The organism is Nesterenkonia sp. F (assembly GCF_000220985.1).
Lineage (GTDB): Bacteria > Actinomycetota > Actinomycetes > Actinomycetales > Micrococcaceae > Nesterenkonia.
On record NZ_AFRW01000118.1, the window covers coordinates 114,613 to 136,132 of the forward strand.

16 protein-coding genes and 2 tRNA genes are annotated in these 21,520 nt (G+C 69.5%); 4 read left to right on the forward strand and 14 right to left on the reverse strand.

What is annotated here, in order from left to right; all coding sequences use genetic code 11:
- Nucleotides 1-32 precede the first annotated feature (32 nt).
- The 3 genes from GU5_RS0110725 to GU5_RS15315 are packed head-to-tail and all read right to left on the reverse strand — an operon-like array spanning nt 33 to nt 1,840.
- Nucleotides 33-713, reverse strand: a complete 681-nt coding sequence (locus tag GU5_RS0110725) for an aminodeoxychorismate/anthranilate synthase component II (RefSeq protein ID WP_010525575.1) — start codon at nt 711-713, stop codon at nt 33-35.
- A gap of 58 nt (nt 714-771) precedes the next feature.
- Nucleotides 772-969, reverse strand: a complete 198-nt coding sequence (locus GU5_RS15310) for a hypothetical protein (protein WP_010525576.1) — start codon at nt 967-969, stop codon at nt 772-774.
- Nucleotide 970: 1 nt separating this feature from the next.
- Complete coding sequence (locus GU5_RS15315) at nt 971-1,840, reverse strand: class E sortase (RefSeq protein ID WP_010525577.1); 870 nt, start codon at nt 1,838-1,840, stop codon at nt 971-973.
- Between the two features lie 311 nt (nt 1,841-2,151).
- Here GU5_RS15315 and GU5_RS0110740 point away from each other — a divergent pair, with 311 nt between their 5' ends.
- On the forward strand, nt 2,152-2,490 hold the full coding sequence (locus tag GU5_RS0110740; protein ID WP_010525578.1) for a cell division protein CrgA: 339 nt from the start codon (nt 2,152-2,154) through the stop codon (nt 2,488-2,490).
- A 117-nt stretch (nt 2,491-2,607) separates the two neighbouring features.
- On the opposite strand, the gene GU5_RS0110745 is transcribed toward GU5_RS0110740, so the two are convergent.
- Entirely contained in the window at nt 2,608-3,486 is an 879-nt protein-coding gene (locus GU5_RS0110745; protein ID WP_010525579.1) for a hypothetical protein, read from the reverse strand.
- A gap of 226 nt (nt 3,487-3,712) precedes the next feature.
- On the opposite strand from GU5_RS0110745, the gene GU5_RS0110750 reads away from it, so the two are divergent.
- From GU5_RS0110750 to GU5_RS0110760, 3 genes are all read left to right on the forward strand, one after another.
- Nucleotides 3,713-4,246: a peptidylprolyl isomerase gene (locus GU5_RS0110750; RefSeq protein ID WP_010525580.1), complete on the forward strand. Its 534-nt coding sequence runs from the start codon at nt 3,713-3,715 to the stop codon at nt 4,244-4,246.
- Nucleotides 4,247-4,722: 476 nt separating this feature from the next.
- Nucleotides 4,723-5,382 carry a rhomboid family intramembrane serine protease gene (locus tag GU5_RS0110755; RefSeq protein WP_010525581.1) on the forward strand — a complete coding sequence of 220 codons (660 nt, stop codon included), beginning with the start codon at nt 4,723-4,725 and terminating at the stop codon, nt 5,380-5,382.
- A 211-nt stretch (nt 5,383-5,593) separates the two neighbouring features.
- Complete coding sequence (locus GU5_RS0110760; protein ID WP_010525582.1) at nt 5,594-6,496, forward strand: PhzF family phenazine biosynthesis protein; 903 nt, start codon at nt 5,594-5,596, stop codon at nt 6,494-6,496.
- Between the two features lie 45 nt (nt 6,497-6,541).
- Here the strand turns inward: GU5_RS0110760 and GU5_RS0110765 are convergent, their stop codons facing one another.
- From GU5_RS0110765 to gyrB, 10 genes are all read right to left on the reverse strand, one after another.
- Nucleotides 6,542-8,098 carry a copper amine oxidase gene (locus GU5_RS0110765; protein WP_139084421.1) on the reverse strand — a complete coding sequence of 519 codons (1,557 nt, stop codon included), beginning with the start codon at nt 8,096-8,098 and terminating at the stop codon, nt 6,542-6,544.
- A gap of 181 nt (nt 8,099-8,279) precedes the next feature.
- The gene (locus GU5_RS17790) at nt 8,280-11,885 is read right to left on the reverse strand and encodes a choice-of-anchor G family protein (protein WP_158217729.1); all 3,606 of its coding nucleotides are present in this window, start codon (nt 11,883-11,885) and stop codon (nt 8,280-8,282) included.
- Between the two features lie 549 nt (nt 11,886-12,434).
- On the reverse strand, nt 12,435-13,340 hold the full coding sequence (locus GU5_RS0110775; protein ID WP_010525585.1) for a mechanosensitive ion channel family protein: 906 nt from the start codon (nt 13,338-13,340) through the stop codon (nt 12,435-12,437).
- A gap of 375 nt (nt 13,341-13,715) precedes the next feature.
- Nucleotides 13,716-15,053 carry an arylsulfotransferase family protein gene (locus tag GU5_RS15320; protein WP_158217730.1) on the reverse strand — a complete coding sequence of 446 codons (1,338 nt, stop codon included), beginning with the start codon at nt 15,051-15,053 and terminating at the stop codon, nt 13,716-13,718.
- Nucleotides 15,054-15,423: 370 nt separating this feature from the next.
- Nucleotides 15,424-15,496: transfer RNA gene (locus GU5_RS0110785), tRNA-Ala, on the reverse strand.
- 9 nt (nt 15,497-15,505) lie between these two features.
- Complete coding sequence (locus tag GU5_RS17690) at nt 15,506-15,628, reverse strand: DLW-39 family protein (RefSeq protein ID WP_237704715.1); 123 nt, start codon at nt 15,626-15,628, stop codon at nt 15,506-15,508.
- A 72-nt stretch (nt 15,629-15,700) separates the two neighbouring features.
- Nucleotides 15,701-15,774, reverse strand: a tRNA-Ile gene (locus GU5_RS0110795).
- Between the two features lie 102 nt (nt 15,775-15,876).
- Entirely contained in the window at nt 15,877-16,494 is a 618-nt protein-coding gene (locus GU5_RS0110800; protein ID WP_010525587.1) for a DUF3566 domain-containing protein, read from the reverse strand.
- 70 nt (nt 16,495-16,564) lie between these two features.
- Complete coding sequence (gene gyrA / locus GU5_RS0110805) at nt 16,565-19,270, reverse strand: DNA gyrase subunit A (RefSeq protein WP_010525588.1); 2,706 nt, start codon at nt 19,268-19,270, stop codon at nt 16,565-16,567.
- 73 nt (nt 19,271-19,343) lie between these two features.
- Nucleotides 19,344-21,419, reverse strand: a complete 2,076-nt coding sequence (gene gyrB, locus GU5_RS0110810; protein ID WP_010525589.1) for a DNA topoisomerase (ATP-hydrolyzing) subunit B — start codon at nt 21,417-21,419, stop codon at nt 19,344-19,346.
- Between the last annotated feature and the right edge of the window lie 101 nt (nt 21,420-21,520).

Sequence of the window (21,520 nt, forward strand, 5' to 3'; positions counted from 1 at the left end):
GGCCCGTCGACGGATCGGCTCGGCGGGTCAGTTCAGCGGATCGGGTGCAGGCGCGCTCCGCGCTCGGCGGCGCCGCCCTGTCCCAGCATCTCCAGCCAGTTGCCCAGCACCCGATAGCCGCCCTCGGTGAGCACCGACTCCGGGTGGTACTGCACCGCCCACAACGGCGCACGCCGGTGGACGAGCGCCATCACCACGCCGTCGTCGGTGGTGGCGGTGACCTCCAGGTCCTCCGGCACGGACTCCGGGCTGACCACCAGCGAGTGGTAGCGGGTGGCGGTGAAGGTCTCCGGCAGCCCCGCGAAGAGGGCATGGCCGGTGTGGGTGATGCGGCTGGTCTTGCCGTGCATCAGCTGCTCGGCGTGGCCGACGGTGCCGCCGAACGCCTCGCCCAGGCCCTGCAGGCCCAGGCAGACCCCCAGCATCGGGGTGGAGGACTCGACGCACCAGCGGGTCAACGGCACCGAGACGCCGGCTCCCCGCGGGGTGCCGGGACCCGGGGAGATGAGCACCCCGTCGTGGGCGGCGGCCAGCTCCTGCGCCTCGGCCAGCGTGAGGTCGTCGTTGCGCACCACGGTGGTCTCGGCGCCGAGCTCGCGCAGATAGCCGACCAGCGTGTAGACGAAGCTGTCGTAGTTGTCGACCACCAGGATCCGGGCATGCTCGACGGGGGCGTCGTCGGCATCCGCGGGGCGGGTCGGGGTCTCAGTCATGGTCACCGTCCGGATCGCATCGTGGCTGTCACGTCTGTCCTGCGCGGAGCCGGCGAGGTCATCCGGCCCCGTCGGGCGTCGGTCCGCCCGCTGCGCCGGCGTCTCCGATGGTCGAGTCGTTGAGCAGGTTGAACTGGTCGACCCAGGGGAAGACCACCTCCATCAGCAGCAGCACGACGGCGGCCAGCAGCCCCAGGGCGATCAGGATGCGGACCCACAGCGGGCCCGGCAGACTGCGGAATATCCAGGCATACATCCTAGCGCCCCTCCTCTCGATCGGTCTCGGCGTCGCCGGAGGCGAAGGGACTCGTCCCGTCGGCGCGGGCGAGCTCGTCGACCTGGTCGGCGATCGCCTCCGGAGCGCCCGCCTCGAGGCTCCGGTGGTCGACCAGCTCGGCGTGGGTGACCATCCGCTGCAGCGTCGTGTACGGCGGATGGCAGGTGGTCAGCGTGAGCCAGGAGGTGTCATCGTTGGTCTCCTCCGGCGATCCCGGCACCTCGGCCAGCACCTCGGAGTCGCCGGGATCGACGATCTCGGTGCTCCGGACCGCGTAGGTGTAGAAGCCGTCCGGGCTCTGCACGTAGATCCGGTCGTCGGCCTGCAGCTCGTCCTGGTCCCAGAGCACGTGGCCATAGGTCTGGCGATGACCGGCCATCGCGAAGTTGCCGGGCTCGCCGGGCAGCTGGGTGCTGGGGTAGTGCCCGAGCCCGGTGGTGTTCAGCTGGGCGTCCCCGATGCCTTCACGGACCGGTGCGGCCCAGTCTGACCCCAGGCGCGGACTGTAGACCATCGCCATGACCTGACCGTCCTCGATGAAGCGGCGCATGTTCTCCGGCTCCGGGACGACGGAGCCGTCGCCGTCTCCCCCGCCGTCGCCGGAGTCGCCGTCGGAGTCATCGTCGGATCCTGCAGAATCCCCGGAGTCTCCCAGGGTCACGCCGGTGCCCTCTCCCGGAGCGTGCGGCTCGATCTGCTCCAGATTCGAGAAGAGCTCGTCGGTCGCGTCGTCGCGGTCGCGCTCGGCGTCGAGTCCGGTCCACCACAGCTCCCAGGCCAGGAAGAGCAGGCCCAGCACGCCGACGGTGATCAGCAGTTCGCCGGCCACGGAGACGATGCGCGCGAGCATCGATGGACGCGGTCGGACAGGCTCCGCGGCGGCGACGCCGCCGCGGGCGCGGCGCGGGCGGGGCCTCCTCGCGGACGGAGGGCGGGCTGACGAGCGGGACGACATCGAGCGGGACCCAGTCCTTCCTGACGCGGGGCGACGATCGGCCGCGACCCCCGGTCGCGGTCGAGCCGTTAGAATGGCGCGCAGACACTGTGTCCGCCGATCTTCGGCGGAGACGCGTTCAGGATACCGAAGTCGACCCGAGTGCGCGTCGACGAGGCCGTCGGGCCCGTCGAGCACGCGGCCACCGAAGTGAGGAACAGCTCGCCGTGCCAGAGTCAAAGCGTCGCAAGAACCGCGGAGCCGTCAAGCGCAGCCGGACGAACCGCGGCGGTCTGCCCCAGGCCGAAGAGTCCATGCTGTCGAAGGCCAGCCCGCTGGACGATTCGGACCCGATCACCGAGGGCTTCGACGACCTCGAGGAGGAGACCCTGCCCCTGTGGTATCGGGTCACCATGTTCGGGCTGATGATCCTGGGCCTGCTGTGGCTGGTCGTCTGGTACATCTCCGGCACCATGCTGCCGATCGAGGCCATCGGCGGCTGGAACATCGCCGTCGGCTTCGGCATCGCCATGGTCGGCTTCTTCATGACGATGCGCTGGAAGTGAGCCGGCGACGTCGCCGACGCGCGACGTCCTGCACACACAGCACAGCCCACCACAGCCCCCGGACACGCGAAGGCCCCGACCGTCGGTCGGGGCCTTCTGTCGTGCCGAGAGTGCGACTCAGGTGGCGGGCTTGGGCTGCGGGACCGCCGCCCCGTCGGATCCGCCCTCCTGCGAGTCGTCGGCGGAGGAGCTCGTCTCCTGCGCCGGCTGCTTCTGCGCGGTCACCGGCGTCTCGGCCTTCGCATCCCCGGAGGTGGTCGGCCCGGCCGGCTTCACCACCTGCGAGGCGGAGGAGCGCGGCGTGACGGGCTCCGGCTTCTTCCACGGATCCTGCACCGGCTGCGAGGCGCGCCAGGCGGCCACGCCGGCCGCCGCACCGGCGGCGACGAGGCCGAAGACCAGCAGGCCCTTCTTCAGGCCCGAGCGCTGTGCCTTCTTCGCCGCCTTCTCCGCGGCCTTCTGCTGCTTCTTCAGCGTCTCGGAGGCCTGCTTGGCGTACTGCTCGGAGCCCTTGCGGAGCTTCTTGACGATCTTCTCGTCCCCGGTGGCCCGGATCAGCGCCTTCTCCACACGCGGGTCCACCTCGGCCCGGTGGATCAGCTTCGCCGTCTTGTCCGCGTAGCCGCTGAGCTTGGCCGAGGCGGCGGGCACGTAGTTCTGCTGCACGGTGGTCTTGGTGTCCTGGTACTTCGCCAGGACCTTGTCCACCTCGGACTGTGCCTCGGCGGGCAGCCGCCCGTACTGCGCGGCCAGGCCGTCGGAGGCCCGCGCCGACAGGTCCCGGGCGCGTCGACCGAGGTCCGCGGCGCCGCTGCCGGCCGTCTGCAGGGCGCGGGTGGAAGCGGCCTGGACCTTCGGAGCCTTCTCGCGGTAGATCTCCTCCGCCCGGTCGGCGGCGGAGCCGAGCTTCGGAGCGGACCAGTCGCGGGCCGTGTCCAGCCCGGCGAGCACCGTGCGCTCCCAGCTGCGGCTCGGTTTCTTCTTCTTCCCGAACATGCGTGTCCTCCGATTCAGGCTCGTGTGCTCTCCACAGCTTACGACCTTCACCCCTCCGCCTGCCATGATGCGCCGCGACCTGATCAGCCCCGAGGACCGACGACGGCGACGACCCCGGTTCCGCCGTCGGCTCCGACGCCGACCGGGACCTTCCCGGACGGGCCGGGATTCCGCCGTGAGCGTGCCCGCCTGACGTCGAGCACCTCCCCGGGGGACAATGGGAGGCATGAACGCCATCGCAACGCATACTGCAGTCATCCGCACCTCCCTCGGCGAGATCCGCGTGGACCTCTTCGGCAACCACGCGCCGAAGACCGTGGACAACTTCGTCGGCCTGGCCACCGGCTCGATCACCTGGCGCCACCCCGAGACCGGCGAGGAGAAGGTCGACACCCCGCTCTACGACGGCACCGTCTTCCACCGCATCATCTCCGACTTCATGATCCAGGGCGGCGACCCGCTCGGCCTGGGCGTCGGGGGCCCGGGCTACCAGTTCGACGACGAGATCCACCCCGAGCTGGACTTCACCTCCGCGTACAAGCTGGCCATGGCCAACGCCGGCCCCGGCACCAACGGCTCGCAGTTCTTCATCACTGCGGCGCCGACCACCTGGCTGCAGGGCAAGCACACCATCTTCGGCGAGGTCGCCGACGAGGACTCGAAGAAGGTCGTGGACCAGCTGAACACTGTGAAGACCGACATGCGCGACCGTCCGGTCGAGGACGTCGTCGTCGAGTCGGTCACCGTCGAGTCCCTCTGAGCGGCTCGTGAACGGCCCGACGATCGCCCGGGAGCCCGCCTCGTGACCGACGAGTCGTCCCGCTCCACCGCCGGCCGGCCTGTCCCCGCCTGCGCACGGCACCCGGACAGGCCGGCCGCGGCCGGCTGCCGCGGCTGCGGCCGACCGGTCTGCGCCGCCTGCCTCTCCGCGGGCGACGCGGCGCCCCTCTCTGCCCGGACTGCACCGGCGCCGCGCCGGGATCTGCGCTGGGATCTGCGCCGGGACCCGCCTCGAGCCCCGGCCCGGCCCCGCACTCCGCGCCGCCCGGCGCCTCGCCCGGCGGCTCCCCGGGGGCCGTATCGGGCGCCGCCTACGGCGCCCGATACGGCGCCTTCCGCGCGCCCGGCGCTTCATCCGGCTCCCCCACCGGCTCCCCCACCGGCTCCCCGCCCGACTCTCCGGGTCGCCCCGTCGCGGCCCCCGCCGTCCGCCGGCGCCGCGGACCGCGCCGACCGGTGGTCACCATCGGCTTCATCGCACTGTGCGTGCTGATGTACCTCGCCCAGCTGGGCCTGCCGAGGCTGGCCGGCGTCGACCTCACCTCCGCACTGGGCTATGCCCCGCTGCACACCTCGCCGTGGATCCTCGAGCCGTGGCGGATGCTGACCTCGGCGGTGCTGCACTCCCCCTCCAGCGTCATGCACATCGCCTTCAACATGATGGCGCTGTGGGTCGTCGGCCGGACCATCGAGCCCGCCGTCGGGACATGGCGATACCTGAGCCTGCTCGTCCTCTCGGCCTTCGGCGCCTCCGTGGCGGTGCTCTTCCTCTCCGAACCCGGCACGCTGACCGTCGGGGCCTCCGGCGCCGTCTTCGGCCTCTTCGGGGCGCTCTTCGTGCTGCTGCGCTCCACCGGCGCGCAGACCGGAGGCATCATCGCCCTGGTGGGGATCAATATGGCCGTCAGCTTCCTGGTGCCCGGCATCTCCTGGCAGGGGCACCTGGGCGGACTGGTCACCGGGCTGCTGACGGCGCTGATCATCGCCCGGGCGCCACGGGGTCCGCGCGGCGCGCCGCGTGATCTGTGGCAGATCCTCGGATTGATCGGACTGGCCGCGCTGCTGGTGGTGCTCACGCTGGGGGGCATGACTCTGGTCAGCCTTCCGGGCTCCTAGTCCACAGCCGCCATCCACAGTGTGGATAAACGACAGTGTTGTATTTCCCCAGGTCAGGACGATTTCCACAGGAACCTGTGAAGTGTGGGGAAAACATGGTCCACTTCTTCACAGCCCTGTCCTCCACAGGGTGCGCAGCTGTATGGACACCGCCGCCTCACAGGAGACGAGCCCGGGCGCCGACCGGCCGCAGCGGCGTACGCTGGAGACTATGGACATCGGGCCGAGGAGCACCACCAGCACCCCCTTCCGCCAGGTCGACGTCTTCGGCGAAGTCCCCTTCTCCGGGAATCCGGTGGCCGTCGTCGGCGGCTCGCAGGAGCTGACCACCGAGCAGATGCAGGCCATCTCGCGGTGGACGAACCTCTCCGAGTGCACCTTCCTGCTGCCGCCGCAGGACGACGGCACCGATGCGGTCGCCGACTACCGGGTGCGGATCTTCTCGCTCGACGAGGAGCTGTCCTTCGCCGGTCATCCCACGCTGGGCACTGCCCGCGCCTGGCTGGACATGGGCGGCGTGCCGGCCCGGGAGGACGTCATCATCCAGGAGTGCGGCGTCGGGATGGTGGAGATCCGCCGTGACGGCGACGACGGCGAGCGGCTGGCCTTCGCCGCTCCGGACCTGCTGCGCTCGGGCGCGGTCGACGACGCGCAGCTCGAGCAGATCCTCGCCGCCCTCGGCATCTCCCGCGACGTCGTCGTCGGGGCCGCCTGGGCGGACAACGGTCCGGGCTGGGTCGGGCTGCTGCTCGACTCACCGGAGACGGTGCTGTCCCTGCGTCCCAACTACGGCCGCACGCCGGAGCTGTCCACGCCGTACATCGGTGTCGCCGCCGTGCGCGAAGACGGCTCCGCGACCGATCTGGAGGTCCGCGCCTTCTTCCCCGACGACGCCGGCGCAGTCCGCGAGGATCCGGTCACCGGCAGCCTCAACGCCTCGCTGGGCCAGTGGCTGACCGACGCGGGGCATCTCACCACGCCCTACACCGCCGCCCAGGGCACTGTGCTCGACCGCCGCGGACGGGTGCACCTCACCGTGGCGGACGGCCGACTCTGGGTCGGCGGGAGCACCCACGTCGCCGTCGCGGGCGGCATCGACCTCGGTCTGGACTGAACGGTTCGCCGCAGGATCCTCGTGCGGCCGGCGTGAAGAGGCTTCTCAGGAGTCCTCGCCGGCGTCTCCCGTGCTCTCAGCCTCGTCCAGGTCGATGTCCTCGCGGTAGGGCGAGTCGGTCGGCACCCCGTTGACGTCCTGCCGACCCTCGGGCGCGTCGGGCCGCTGGGCGGTGAAGTCTCGGGGGACGAGGTCGAAGCCCTGCCAATGCATCTCCATCGGAGACTGCTCCTCGTCCCGAGGGACGTGGTGGAAGCCGACGGCGACCCAGGAGACGACGTCCTCCAGGGGCTCTCCGGCGGCGTCCTCCACATACTCCGGGACGCCGGAGCCGCAGTCGCCCTCGCGGTTCTGGGTCGCGAACTTCTCGCAGTCGTCGTGCGGCGTGAAGGCGACGTCGTAGCCCAGGTCTCCATGCTCGTGGTCATGACCGTTGTCGCCGTCGTCGCCGTCGCCGTCCTCGGACTCCTCCCGGGCGGCCTGCTGGTCGTGGACGAAGGTGAAGCTGTCGGTCGCGCCCAGGGAGATCTCGTAGGAGATCGGATGGTCGTCGGCGTTGGTCAGCTCCGGGGCCATCACGCGCCACCAGCGCCGGTCCTCGGCGCGGGCGAGCGTCGGTTCGTCGATGGTCGTGGTTCCGCCGTCGAGCACAGGTGATTCCTCGCCCCACTCGCCGGTGGGCTCGGCGTCGTACTGCTCGACCTGCATCGGCTCGTCCTCTCCCAGCCCCCAGCGGATCCTCCACACCGCGTTGTGGGAGTGGCTGGCGGCGTAGTCGGCCTCTCCCTCGCCGATCGGCCAGCCGTGGGCCTCGTCGGTGAAGTCCACCGGCGAGAGGTCGCCGGTGGCTCCCAGGGCGGGCCGGATGCTTCCGTCGGATCCGAAGGTGTACCGGCTGATGTACTCGTACCAGCCGACCTTGGAGACGGTGGACAGCGACCACTGCTCGCCGCGGTCGCTGTAGACCTCGCCGCGCTCTCGCAGTCGGTAGGCCGGACCGGAGTCCTCGCCGGCGGAGCAGAGGACCTCGCGGTCGCGGGTCTCTCCGTGGGTGCCGTCGCCGATGTCGGGCACCGGGTGGCTGATCAGCGCGCCGGCGCACTCCTGGGAGGTCAGCGTGTGCATCTTGGTGCCGCCGAAGCCGGAGCGGGTGATGTCCGAGGTCAGCCGCTCGCCGGAATCGTAGGGGACCTCGAGCTGGGAGACGGCCATCGAGCGGATCAGCCGCACCGGCTCCTCGCCGGGGGCGGCGAAGTGCACGTCGTGCAGCACCATGCCCATCTCGGGGTCGACGGCGAAGCACATCGACCATTCAGCACCGTTGTCCATCGCATGGGAGAGCGGCTGCTGGCCGTCGGCGCAGTCCAGGGACGCCGCGGCCCGCTCGCCGGTGTCGGCGGCGTGCAGCGCGGCAGGTGACTCGTCCGCATCCGCCGTCTGCTGCGCGTCCTGGCCGTCGCCGCAGCCGCTGAGCACCAGAGCGCTCAGCCCCAGCATCCCGACCGCGCCGCGCAGCAGGCCGCCCAGCATCCTGCGCCCTCCTCCCCGGCCGGCGGAGGTGGCGGTGCGGCGGTGCGTCTCGGCGGGAGGGAGCTTCGGCATGGGGACAGTCCTGTCGATCCGGGGCGGCCGGGGTCGGAGAAGGGGGACGTTCGGGTCAGCGGACGTCTGTGATCATCTCAGTCATCGTGCGTATCCGGGGGCGGACACGACGGCGGCCGCCCGGTCCCGGAGGACCGGACGGCCACCTGCGTCATGCGACGCCGGGATCACTCAGCGGTGATCATGCGGCGTTCCGGCGGTGCCGGACGAACGCCACGGCGCCTGCACCGGCGATCAGGGCCAACGAGGCCAGGACCGCCAGGGCGATGACACCGTTCGCACCGGTGTCGGCGAGGTCGCCGGTGTCACCGGAGGCGTCGGACGAATCCGAGTCGCCGGAGCCGGAGTCACCGGAACCGGAGGTGCCGGAACCGGAGGTGCCGAACCCGATCGTGCCCGAGCCGTCCTCACCGGAGCCGGACTCGTCGGAGCCGCTGCCGGAGGTGACGACCTCGAAGCCGACCGACTGATCCTCATACCCCTCGGCGGAGGTGGAGAAGGTGTGGTCGGCGACCTCGGCCTCGGCCGGGATCTCCCACTCGAAGGTCACGGTGCCCTCGTCGTCGGCGGTCTGCGTGCCGAGCTCGAGGCTGGGCGTGCTGTTCATGAAGCCCGAGACCTCTTCACCCGGCTCGTAGCCGGAGGCGTGACCGACCTGAGTCTCACCGTGGGTGATGACCTCGTGCTCGATGGAGATCGACAGCTCCGAGGATGCCTCCTCGACGCAGAGCACGCTCGTGGCCGAGTTGCCCTCGCTGTCGGTGGCCGTCAGGACCACGACGTCGCAGGCGCTCGGGTCGATGCCCTCCGGCACCTCCCACTCGTGGGTGAACGTGCCGTCGTCGCCGACCTGCACGTCCTCGATGGTGTCGAGAACGTTGCCGTCGATGTCCTCGACGTCGACGGTGACGGTCGTGCCCGGAGCGAACTGCTCGCCGTCGATGGTCACGGTGTCACCGGGAGCCGCCTGGTTCGGGTCGACCGTGAGGATCGGGTCCTCCGTCTCGGTCGACTGACCCGGGGGAACAGACACCGCCGTGCGACTGCTGATGTTCGGGTCGGACTCGTCGGTCGCAGTGATGAACAGCGCCGACGGCTGCACGCCCTCGACCGTCCAGGTGACCTCGAATGTGCCGTCCTCCGACACGTCGACGCCCTCGAGGGTCTCGTAGACCTCGTCCTGGCTCTCCGGAGCGGCGAACTCGACCTTCACCGTGGAGCCCGGCACGTAGCCCTCGCCCATCACGGTCACGTCCTCACCGTTCGGGACGGACTGCGGCTCGGCCGACAGCGACGGAGCGAACTCGACGACAACCAGCGGAGCCTCGGCCGACTCATCGGTCTCGTCGTCGGTGACGACGACGGTGTAGTCGCCCGGCTCAGTGCCCTCCGGCACCGGCAGCTCCTCGGTGAAGTTGCCGTTCTCGTCCGTCGGCGCCTCGATCGACTCGCCCACCGGGTTGCCCTCGTCGTCGACGAGCTCGATGGTCACCGTGTTGTCCGGGGTGTAGTCCGATCCCTCGACCGTGGTCGAGTCGCCCGGAGTCACCTCAGTCGGGTCGACGGTCACCGAAGGATCGGTCTCTGCACCGTCCTCACCGTCACCCTCGGTCACCGTCAGCGACGTCTGAGCCGACTCGTCCGTGGTGTCGTCGGTGACCACGATCGTGTAGTCGCCCGGAGTCGCATCGGCCGGAACCGGCAGCTCCTCCGTCAGGGCGCCCTCGGGATCGGTGGCCACGCCCTCGATCGGGTCGCCCACCGGGTTGCCGTCGGCATCCTGCAGCTGGATCGTGGCCGTGCTGTCCGGGGTGTAGCCGGTGCCGTCGACCGTGGTCGAGTCACCAGCCGGCACCTCGGCCGGGTCGGCCGTGACGGCCGGGTCGATGGTCGCGTCCGGCTCAGTGACCGTCAGCGCCGTGTTCGACGACTCGCCGGTCTCGTCGTCAGTGACGACGACGGTGTAGTCACCCGGGGTGGTGCCCTCCGGCACCGGCAGCTCCTGGGTGAAGTTGCCGTCGGCGTCAGTGGCCACACCCTCAATCGGGTCGCCCACCGCGTTGCCGTCGGCGTCCTGCAGCTGGATCGTGGCCGTGCTGTCCGGGGTGTAGCCGGTGCCGTCGACCGTGGTCGAGTCACCAGCCGGCACCTCAGCCGGGTCCACCGTCACCGCCGGGTCGATCGCGGAGAACTCCCCGCAGGCATCGATGCGCGCACCGGCGGAGCCGATGTTCAGCCGCGCACCGTCGACCGCGGAGGCCAGGCCCAGGCTGAGCGCCGAGACCTCCAGGCTGCCGGTGGTCTCGGTGCCGTCCGGCAGCGTGCACTGCGTGGTCTCCTGGTGGTTCAGCTGCAGCGAGACCACGTTGGTCAGCGCCTCGATGAACGGCTCCAGCGCCTCACGGATCGGGACCGTGATGCTGTCGGTCTTGATGTCGCCGATGGCCGTGTCGAAGAGCTGCTGCCCGGCGTCACCGATCAGGAAGTCGCGCACCGGAGCCAGCACGCCGTCGATCAGCGGGCTCAGCGTGGAGTACGCAGTCTGCAGCGTCGCACAGGCGACCTCCCCGTCGACACCTTCAGCGGTGCACTCGAAGGGCTGGACCTCTTCATCCATGAGGTTCACGGCCCACGAAGCAGTCGCCGAGCCGCCCAGCGGGCTGTCGGCGGTGGCCTCGAAGTTCACCGTGATGCTGCCCAGCGCACCCTCGACCGCTCCGATCGCGATGTTGGTGACTTCCTCCATGAGGTCGTGCACCGTCTCGGCGATCATCGGGTAGAGCTCGTCATCGATGAGCTCGGTGTTCGGGTTCTGGTTGTTCATCCCCGTCGGCTGGTCCGGACGGAGCTCGCCGGAGAGCAGCTGGTCCAGGTGCACCTGGGCCTGACCGGTGGAGAAGTCCACCGTCAGCACCTCGTTGTTCGTGGTGATCGGCTCAGCCACGATCGCCTGGAAGATCTCCTCCTGCATGTTGGAGTCGATCGTCACGTCCAGAGAGGTGTCGCCGGGCAGGGCATCGGTCAGCGCGCTGATGTCGAGCTGGTCGTTGACGATGCTCTCAGCCGTGGCATCCAGCTCGCCGACGGTGTCATAGATCATGTCGGCGGCCTCGGAGACCTGGGGAGACGTCACCAGGGCCGTGGCCTCGCCGACGCGGTACTGGCCCGCGCCGCCGACGCCGTCCTGGTCGAGGAACTGGCCGTCCTCGGCGATGACCTCGGCGCCGCCGGCACCGAGGCGCAGCGTGGCCTCGCTGATCAGGTCCTCGGTCACCGAGTCCACACCTGCTTCGCTGAACAACGACAGCAGGTCGACCTCGGCCGCGCCGAAGTCGGCATCGGCGCCGTCCAGGGTCACCGAGCCGTCGCCGGAGGCCAGCCCGGACACCGCATAGGCGTCCATCGGGCTCGAGGCTCCCGACTCCGACTGCAGGGCGCCCATCTGACCGAAGTCGATCAGGTCGGTCGCCGGCAGCTCGATGTTGCCGAGCTGGATCAGTTCGGAGCCGAGGACGTCGACGTTCAGAGCTTCATTGTTCGGACCCGGATTCGCGTCCCAGGTCGCCTCGGACCGGCCGCCGCCGGCGATCCCGGTGTCCAGCAGGCTCGCGTCGACGACGCTCGCCGCGGACTCGGCCGGCTGGTCCGGATAGTTGTCCACGGATGCTGCCGCGGGAAGGGCGTAGGCGCCCACGGAGATCGACGACGCCGCGCCGACCGCCAGTGCCCGCTTCAGCACCCCCTTCCATGGTGATCGGCGCGCACCTGCGCGCTCGTGGTGGTGCATGGGTTCCCCTTGCATGTCTGCCTCTCCATCGAATGGTTGGCGAGTCGGTGCGCACGCACGACGTGATCGCGCGCACGGACCATCGACCAGTCCACTCAACGTCCAGCTTCATGCCAAGGGTTTCCTCAGGAAAATCTTGATCTCCTCAAATCTGGAAGATTCAGGCGGCGTCCATGAATGATCCCCTCGTGGACCCCGAATGTAGACGAAAGTATATACCGGATCACCAAGTCCGCCCTCGTGCCGTGCCGCGCGACGGCGGGCACGCAGAAGGACCCCCAATCCCTGGAATGACAGGGATCGAGGGTCCTCGTCGGCGCATCGCCCAAGGCTCAGAGACTCCTCATCGACCTCGACCACGGCCCCGCGATGAGCCGAGGGCTCATCACATCGATCGAGGAATCTCGGAAGGAATGAGACTACATCCGGACTCTGCAGTCCGATGAATTCTCGACGGGAATCGTGTCGTGCGGTTGAACAGCAGGTGGACGCGGAGAAGCCGTCGCCCCGGCTTCTGCAGGGCGACGGCTCATGCCGCCACGGCGGCGCTCAGTTCCGTTCGGCACCTTCCGACGCGCGGCCGGAGTGCACCACGACCTGGCTGTGCAGCGGCACCGAGAGCCCCTGACGATCCAGCTGACGCTTCAGCTCCGCACGGAAGGCGCGGGTCACGGCCCACTGGGCCGCCGGACGCGTGGCGACCACGGTGCGGATGGTCAGTCCGTCGCCGTCGAGCTCCTCCACGCCCCAGACCTCGGGCTCGCCGAGCAGATCCCCGGCGATGCCGGCATCCTCGGACAGCGCCCGAGAGGCTTCGGCGATGACCTGCTGCACGGCGTCCTCGTCGGCCGCATAGGGGACCCGCAGGTCGATGATCGCCCGGGCCCAGCCCTGCGAGTGGTTCGCCACGCGCAGGATCTCACCGTTGCGCACATGCCACAGCGCGCCGTCGACGCTGCGGATCCGGGTGGTGCGCAGCGCCATGTCCTCCACCGTGCCCACGGCCTCGCCGACGTCGACGATGTCGCCGATGCCGTACTGGTCGTCGACGACGATGAAGAACCCGGCCAGATAGTCCTTGATCAGCGACTGGGCGCCGAAGCCGACGGCCAGGCCGATCACGCCGGCCGAGGCCAGCACGGGGGCGAGGTTGAAGCCCAGCTCGGCGAGCACCATCATGATCGCCACGGCGAAGATCACCGTGGTGGCCAGCGAACCGAGCATGGAGCCGACCGTCGTGGCGCGCTGTTCGCGCCGGGCGCGGGAGATGGCGTCCGTCGTCGCCGGGCTCTGGTCGCGGGAGCCCCGGCCCGAGCCCTTCGCCAGTGTGCGGGCGAAGCGGTTGATGAAGGCTCGGGCGATCAGGTTGATGATGATCGCGACGACGATGATCGTCGCCGCGCGCAGCGGCTCGCCCAGCAGGTCCTGCCACTGGAATCCGTCGGAGAAGTCCATGCGTCGGTCATCCTCACGTCTCGGGCTGGAGGGGTGTCAGCCGTGTCGGCATCGTCGGTCCGAGGGCGCCCGGCGGACGCGCCTCCTCAGCCTGTCACTATGACACACCGGCCTCCACGGCGGAGACTCCCGCGCCGGACCTCGGGATCAGGCGGCCCTGCAGAGGCGCGGGCCGGCACTCGACGCGTCCTGCAGGTCCCGGCCGACGCAGCCTGCACCGTTCGCAGATGATGGACGTGCGCACTGGCCAGCGCTTCACCTCGCGCGATTCGGAACACAGGTGGCCTTCCGTCGAGGCTTCCCGACCACATCACCGATCTGTGGACGACCGGGGGGGGCGACGGCGTGCGGGAATCGCCGAGCACGGAGTGACGGTCACGGCCAGGCCCCGGGTTCGGCAGTCGCCAACACCGTCCCGTCCGCACCGAGCGCCTCCACGGCGATGTACGCCTCGTCCGGCATCTCCGCCGAACTCTCGAAGCCGTCGGCGTCGACGGTCTCGACCTCCGCGGCGGTCTGTTCATCGGGTCCGGCGATGAATCGCCACTGCTCGACCTCGGTGGCGCCGTTCCAGCTCACGTATCCGCGGCCCCCGTCCAGCGTCATCTTCGGCGGTTCCACCGGGCTGCCATGCCACTCCTGGAGGTAGGCCCGGTAGCTGATCCCGCCGGCGAGCTCGGCATCCTGCAGCAGCGTCCCGTCCATGGCGTAGCGCGAGTACTGCGGCTCCGATCCCCAGCCGATGAACACGGTGCCATCCTCGAGCACCTCCATGTTCCCCTGGCTGTCGGCAAGACGTCCGTCCGGCGGAAGATACTCGGCGGCCACCTCGACCGTCGCCTCCTCGGTGTCCGCCTCCAAGGTCAGACCGCGCGACTCCTCGCCGATCTGTGGCGCCGCCTGGTTGTCGAACAGCGTGATCGTGCCGTCGCTCTGGCGCTCGGCGTCGTGCTGCCAGGCGAAGGAGGAGTTGCCGACCATCTCGAAGTCGCTGCTCTTGCCACCGAGGATCCAGTCGAGCTCCCCGCTCGTGCGCTCCACCCGATAGACCGCGTGCGTGTTCCGCGCAGAGACCAGGAGCGCATCCGAACCGTCCTCGGTGACCGAGTTGACGTGATAGGGGTCGAACGGCGCTTCTTCGGTGCCGTCCTCGGTGCCGTCTTCGTCAGCGTCCGGATCGAACTCGGCCTCGGAGTCCGACAGCGGAATGTCCTCCAGCGCATCCCACTCGAAGAGCACCTCCCCGGTCTCCACATCGACCTCGTGCACCACGGAGCTGCGAATATATCCGTCCTCGGGTCCGCCGAACGCGGACAGATCCTCCTCCACCACCGGATAGCTGATCAACAGCGCCGTGCCGTCATCGGTCAGGGTCATGTCATGGAAGTCGGCGTGCGTCTCCGGCGTCGTGACAGCGGCGATCTCCTGGTACGACTCGTCCATCACCACGAACTCGCCCTCGCCGTATCCGAATTCGGAGGTGTCGCCCCGCCACCAGGTCAACACCGGCTCTCGTTCGTACTCCTGCACGCGTACGTCATAGACCCACCGAGTGTCGCCCTGCGGATGGACCCACACCGGGTCGCCTTCGGCATCGACGATGACCGGGCCGTTCATCGGTGCATTGTTCTCCTCTTTGTCCTTCACCCCGAGCATCACCAGGTCCTCACCGCCGTCGACCCCGGCGGAAGCGCCCTCTTCGGTGGTCGTCACCTCGATCCGAGGAGGCGTCAGATCCGGTCGGGTGTGGAATTCCCACGCGACCTGCGCGTCCTCGTCGTCCGACGCCGAGTCGCTGGTGCACCCGGCTGCGGAGACCATGACGACGCAGGCGCTCGTCGCAAGCGCGTTCGATGATCGGAGATGCTTCATGGCTTCGCATCGTAGCCCGTGCACGCAGACCTGGGGCACTGCCGGCCGTCTCCGGAGCGGATTCATCGGCATGGCCAGCGCTGGGAGCGGCGCTCGTCTCCCCGGCGATCACCGGACCCGTGCGTCACGGGGAGTGACACACAGGAAGGGCCCCTCGAGCGGGGAATGCTCGAAGGGCCCTTCACCGACGGTCATCCGTCGGATCACACGGTGGAGGCAAGGGGACTCGAACCCCTAACCCTCTGCTTGCAAAGCAGATGCGCTACCAATTGCGCCATGCCCCCGTGAGGCGTTCAGCCGTCCTGCAGGGTGTCCGTGGCCTCGCGCCAGACGCGGCGGTCGTCCTCGGCCTGCCGCCACCGACGATAGCCGACGACCCCCAGGACTGCGAGAGCGGCGAGAGCGATGCGTCGCATCAGAACCTCCTCACGGAGTGCGACGGCCAGCGGGAGGGAGCCTGTGCGGCTCGCTCGTCCCTGAACCAGGAGTGGGCGTACGAGGACTTGAACCTCGGACCTCATCGTTATCAGCGATGCGCTCTAACCGTCTGAGCTATACGCCCTGGAACGTCGACTTGGAGGAGGACTCACCCGAAGGGGTCGTCCACCTCGCCGACGACCACTCTAATCTACATCGCTCGACTCGGCGTCGACAAATCGGGGCCTCAGTCGTCGGTCAACGTCACACCGATGCCGCCGACCAGCGAGGCGGAGATGTTGTAGAGCACCGCTGAGAGCATCGAGATCACCGTCAGCAGCACCACGTTGATCACCGCGATGATCGTCGCGAAGGAAGCCACCTGACCCAGCGTGACCATCTCCTCGACGGTGTAGCCGGATTCGTCGCCCAGCACTTGAGCGAGCAGCGTGTCCACCCGCTCGAAGATGCCGCTGAGGTCCATCACCGACCAGAGCATCACCGCGCAGACCACGGTCATGATGCCGAGCGCCACCGAGAGCAGGAAGCTCATCTTCAGCACCGACCACGGGTCGACCCGGGAGACCAGCAGCCGCGCCTTGCGCACCTTGGCCTTCGGCGTCGGACGCACCAGACCCTGCTGGCGGCCTCCGCGCGGCGGCGCGGCGGCCGCGGAGCCGCTCCGGCCCGAGGCCGGCCGCGGCGCCGTCGGACGCGTCGGCTTCGCCGCCGGACGCGAGGCCGTCAGCGTCGCGGTCTCGTCAGAGCCGGAACCGCTCTGCGCGCGGGGGCGCGGCGCGGGGAACCGGCTCCCCGATCCGTGGGAGGAGGAGCCGGATCGGCTCTCGGGGTTCGTCGCGCTCACTGAAGACCTCCATCAGACATCATCCCGGTCCACCGCGGGCCGGCCTCCGTCGGTGCGGCGCCCGCGATGCTCATGCCGGCTCCTCCGGCGATCTCGCATCCTCCGCGGGCTCGGACCGCTCGTCAGAGTCATACGGTACTGCATCACTCCGGACAGGCTCTCCAGGCTTCTCCGAGTCGTCGGCGACCGCTCGGCCGGCTTCGACGGCACCGGCTTCGGCACCGGCTTCAGCACCGCCCTCATCCTCCGCACCGGCGGCGGCCAGCGCGGCGCCGGAGCTGCGGGCGACCTTGAGGATGTGGTCCTTCTTCCGCGGCTTGGCGAAGATCACACCCATCGTGTCGCGACCGCGTGCCGGCACGCCGGAGACCGGCGAGCGGACGACGTTGCCGGAGGCCATGACCACCAGCACCTCGTCGTCCTCCTCGACCACCATGGCGCCGACCAGATCACCGCGGCCCTCGGCGAACTTGGCCACCTTGATGCCCAGTCCGCCGCGGCCCTGCACGCGGTACTCGTCGATATGGGTGCGCTTGGCGTATCCGGCCTGGGTGACCACGAAGACGTAGGAGTCCGGGGTGATCACGTCCGCGGTGAGCAGCTCGTCGTCCTCGCGGAACTTCATGCCGGTCACGCCCGAGGTCGCGCGGCCCATCGGCCGCAGCGCGTCGTCGGAGGCGGTGAAGCGCAGCGACTGCCCATGCTTGGAGACCAGCATCAGGTCGTCCTCGGCGGAGACCAGCTTCGCCGAGACCAGCTCGTCCTCCTCGCGCAGGTTGATCGCGATGACCCCGGCCTGGCGCGGCGAGTCGTAGTCGCTCAGCAGGGTCTTCTTCACCATCCCGGACCGGGTGGCCAGCACCAGGTACGGAGCATCGTCATAGCTGCGCAGCGGCAGGACGCCGGCGATGTGCTCATCCGGCTGGAAGGCGACGATGTTGGCCACGTGCTGGCCCTTCGAGTCCCGGCCGGACTCCATGAGGTCGTAGCACTTGGTGCGGTAGACCCGACCGAGGTTGGTGAAGAACAGGATCCAATGATGAGTCGTGGTGACGAAGAAGTGCTCGACGACGTCGTCAGCCCGCAGCTGAGCCCCGCGCACTCCCTTCCCGCCGCGGTGCTGGGCGCGGTAGTTGTCGATCCGGGTGCGCTTCACGTAGCCGTCGCGGGTGATGGAGACGACCACGTCCTCCTCGGGGATGAGGTCTTCCATCGACATGTCGCCGTCGTAGCCGCGCACCACGTGCGTGCGCCGCTCGTCGCCGTGCTTGGCGACGATGGCGGCCAGCTCCTCGGAGATGATCGTCCGCTGCCGGAACTCGGAGGCCAGGATGTCCTTGTAGTCGGCGATCTGGCGCATCAGATCGTCGTACTCCTCCTGGAGCCGCTGCCGCTCGAGCGCGGCGAGCTTGCGCAGCTGCATGTCCAGGATCGCCTGGGCCTGGTCGTCGTCGATGTCCAGCAGCGCCTTCAGGTTCTGTCGGGCGGCCTCGACGGTGGAGGACTCGCGGATCGTGGAGATCACCCGGTCGAGGTCGTCGAGGGCCTTCAGCAGGCCCACCTTGATGTGGGCCTCCTTCTCCGCCTTGGCCAGCCGGAACTGGGTGCGCCGGACGATCACGTCGATCTGGTGGGTGACCCAGTGGTGGACGAAGGCGTCCAGGCTCAGCGTGCGCGGCACGCCGTCGACCAGGGCGAGCATGTTCGCCGAGAAGTTCGTCTGCAGGTCGGTGTGCTTATAGAGGTTGTTCAGCACCACCTTGGCGACGGCGTCGCGCTTGAGCACCACGACCAGCCGCTGGCCGGTGCGGCCGGAGGACTCGTCGCGCAGGTCCGCGATGCCGCCGACCTTGCCGTCCTTGACCAGCTGGGCGATCTTGATCGCCAGACTGTCCGGGTTGGCGTGGTACGGCAGCTCGGTGATCACCAGGCAGGTGCGGCCCTGGATCTCCTCGACCTCGACGACTGCGCGCATGGTGATCGAGCCGCGACCGGTGCGGTAGGTCTCCTCGATGCCGCGGGTGCCCAGCACCTGCGCGCCGGTGGGGAAGTCGGGCCCCTTGATCCGCTGCATCAGCGCCTCGAGGAGCTCCTCGCGGGAGGCCTGCGGATTCTGCAGATACCACTCGACGCCGTCGGCGACCTCGCGGAGATTGTGCGGCGGGATGTTGGTGGCCATGCCGACGGCGATGCCCGAGGAACCGTTGACCAGCAGGTTCGGGATCCGCGCCGGCAGCACGACGGGCTCCTGCTGCTTGCCGTCGTAGTTGTCCTGATGGTCGACGGTGTTCTCGTGGATGTCGCGGACCATCTCCATGGCCAGCGGCGCCATCTTCGTCTCGGTGTACCGCGGCGCGGCGGGGCCGTCGTTGCCCGGGCTGCCGAAGTTCCCCTGACCGGCCACCAGCGGGTAGCGCATCACCCAGTCCTGGATGAGCCGGGCCAGGGCGTCGTAGATGGCCGAGTCGCCGTGCGGGTGGTAGTTGCCCATCACGTCGCCGACGACGCGCGAGCACTTGTTGAAGCTGCGCTCGGGCCGGTAGCCGCCGTCGTACATCGCGTAGAGCACGCGCCGGTGGACCGGCTTGAGGCCGTCGCGGACGTCGGGCAGCGCGCGGCCGACGATCACGGCCATGGCGTAGTCCAGGTACGACCGCTTCATCTCCGTCTGCAGGTCGATCTGCCGGATGCGGTCGGTCAGCACGTCGCCCTCGGCGACCGGCTCGCCGGTCGCGTCGGTCTGCGGCTGATCGGGGGTGTCGGTGGTGTCACTCACGGGCGGTTGTTCTCCCTTGGATGGCTGGAGCCTCGTCGGCGGACGGTCCGGATCGCGGCGGCGTCTGCGCCGATCAGATGTCGAGGAAGCGGACGTCCTTGGCGTTCTGCTGGATGAAGCCGCGGCGGGACTCGACGTCCTCGCCCATCAGCACCGAGAACACCTCGTCGGCCGCGGCGGCGTCCTCCATGGACACCTGCAGCAGCGTGCGGTGGTCGGGGTCCATCGTGGTGTCCCACAGCTCGCTGTAGTCCATCTCGCCCAGACCCTTGTAGCGCTGGATGCCCAGCTCCTTGGGCAGCTTGCGGCCGGCGGCCAGCCCCTCCTGCAGCGCCTGGTCCCGCTCGGCATCGGTGAAGACGTAGTCGTGCGGAGCGTTGGACCACTTCAGCCGGTACAGCGGCGGCTGGGCCAGGAAGACGTGCCCGCCCTCGATCAGCGGTCGCATATAGCGGAACAGCAGGGTCAGCAGCAGCGTGGTGATGTGCTGGCCGTCGACGTCGGCGTCGGCCATCAGCACGATCTTGTGGTACCGCAGCTTCGCGAGGTCGAAGTCCTCCCCCACGCCGGTGCCGAAGGCGGTGATCATCGACTGCACCTCCTGGTTGCCCAGCGCCTTGTCCAGCCGGGCCCGCTCGACGTTGAGGATCTTGCCGCGCAGCGGCAGGATCGCCTGCGTCTCCGGGTTCCGGCCGCGCTTGGCCGAGCCGCCGGCCGAGTCGCCCTCCACCAGGTAGACCTCGCAGCGCGAGGGGTCCTTCGAGGAGCAGTCGGAGAGCTTGCCGGGCATGCCCAGCGTCTCCAGCGGGGACTTGCGCCGCGCATTCTCCCGAGCCTTCCGCGCGGCCACGCGAGCCTGGGCGGCCGACTGCGCCTTGCGCACGATGTCGCGGGCGGCGGCGGGATTGCGCTCCAGCCAGGCGCCGAGGTGGTCGGTGACCACGCGCTGCACGAAGCCGCGGGCCTCGGTGTTGCCCAGCTTCGTCTTGGTCTGGCCCTCGAACTGCGGCTCGGAGAGCTTCACCGAGATCACCGCGGTCAAGCCCTCGCGGATGTCCTCGCCGGCGAGGTTGTCGTCCTTCTCGCGCAGCAGCTTGTTCTCCCGCGCGTAGCGGTTCATCAGGCTGGTCATCGCCGCGCGGAAGCCCTCCTCGTGGGTTCCGCCCTCATGCGTGTTGATGGTGTTGGCGTAGGTGTGGACCGACTCGGAGTAGGTCATCGTCCACTGCATCGCCAGCTCGGCGGTGATGCCGCGCTCGTCGTCGTCGGCCTCGAAGGCGATGATGTCCTCGTGGACGTTCTCGGCGCGCTTGGCCTTGTTCAGGTGCTCGACGTAGTCCAGCAGGCCGGCGTCGTACTGGTAGACCACCACTCGGCCGGTCTGCTCGGCCGCCGCGGCCTCGTCGTCGTCCTCACCCTCGGCGATCTCGTCGCCCTCGACCGCGTTGGCGGCGATGCGGCGCTCGTCCGCCAGCGTGATGCGCAGCCCCTTGTTGAGGAAGGCCATCTGCTGGAACCGGGCCCGCAGCGTCTCGAAGTCGAACTCCGTCGACTCGAAGATGTCCGGATCCGGGTAGAAGATCTGGGTCGTGCCGGTCTCGTCGGCGGGCCCGCCCTCGGTCAGCGGCTGGACCACCTTGCCGCCGTCGGCGAAGTGCACCGACCAGGTCTTCCCGTCGCGGCGGACGATGGTCTCCACCCGGGTGGAGAGCGCGTTGACCACGGAGATGCCCACGCCGTGCAGACCGCCGGAGACGGCGTAGCCGCCGCCGCCGAACTTGCCGCCGGCGTGCAGGATGGTCATCACGACTTCGACCGTCGGGCGCCCTTCGGTGGGGTGCATGGCGACCGGGATGCCGCGGCCGTCGTCGGAGACGCGCACGCCGCCGTCGTCCTGCAGGGTGATCTCGATGTGGCTGCAGTGGCCGGCCAGCGCCTCGTCGACCGAGTTGTCCACCACCTCGTAGACCAGGTGGTGCAGGCCGCGTTCGCCGGTGGAGCCGATGTACATGCCCGGGCGCTTCCGGACGGCCTCGAGGCCTTCCAGGACCGTGATGTCCGAGGCGCCGTACTCTCCGGCCTGGGCGCGGTGGCGCTCGGCTGCGGCCTGGGCGTCGTCGGACGGGAGGGGGGTGTCTTCCGAGGTCACGGGCTCTGCCGTCTCCTTCGTCGCCGGTCGTCAGGCCGCCGGCAGGCGACCTGGTCATGACATGGACCGACCCGTCGACGCAGAGCGTCCGGGTCAGGCCA

Coding starts and splice junctions, on each gene's coding strand:
- GU5_RS0110760 (WP_010525582.1), top strand. CDS start 5,594: ATGGACATCGGGCCGAGGAGCACCACCAGCACCCCCTTCCGCCAGGTC.
- GU5_RS15315 (WP_010525577.1), bottom strand. CDS start 1,840: ATGCTCGCGCGCATCGTCTCCGTGGCCGGCGAACTGCTGATCACCGTC.
- GU5_RS0110750 (WP_010525580.1), top strand. CDS start 3,713: ATGAACGCCATCGCAACGCATACTGCAGTCATCCGCACCTCCCTCGGC.
- GU5_RS0110745 (WP_010525579.1), bottom strand. CDS start 3,486: ATGTTCGGGAAGAAGAAGAAACCGAGCCGCAGCTGGGAGCGCACGGTG.
- GU5_RS15310 (WP_010525576.1), bottom strand. CDS start 969: ATGTATGCCTGGATATTCCGCAGTCTGCCGGGCCCGCTGTGGGTCCGC.
- GU5_RS0110775 (WP_010525585.1), bottom strand. CDS start 13,340: ATGGACTTCTCCGACGGATTCCAGTGGCAGGACCTGCTGGGCGAGCCG.
- GU5_RS0110765 (WP_139084421.1), bottom strand. CDS start 8,098: ATGCCGAAGCTCCCTCCCGCCGAGACGCACCGCCGCACCGCCACCTCC.
- GU5_RS17790 (WP_158217729.1), bottom strand. CDS start 11,885: ATGCACCACCACGAGCGCGCAGGTGCGCGCCGATCACCATGGAAGGGG.
- GU5_RS17690 (WP_237704715.1), bottom strand. CDS start 15,628: ATGCGACGCATCGCTCTCGCCGCTCTCGCAGTCCTGGGGGTCGTCGGC.
- GU5_RS0110725 (WP_010525575.1), bottom strand. CDS start 713: ATGACTGAGACCCCGACCCGCCCCGCGGATGCCGACGACGCCCCCGTC.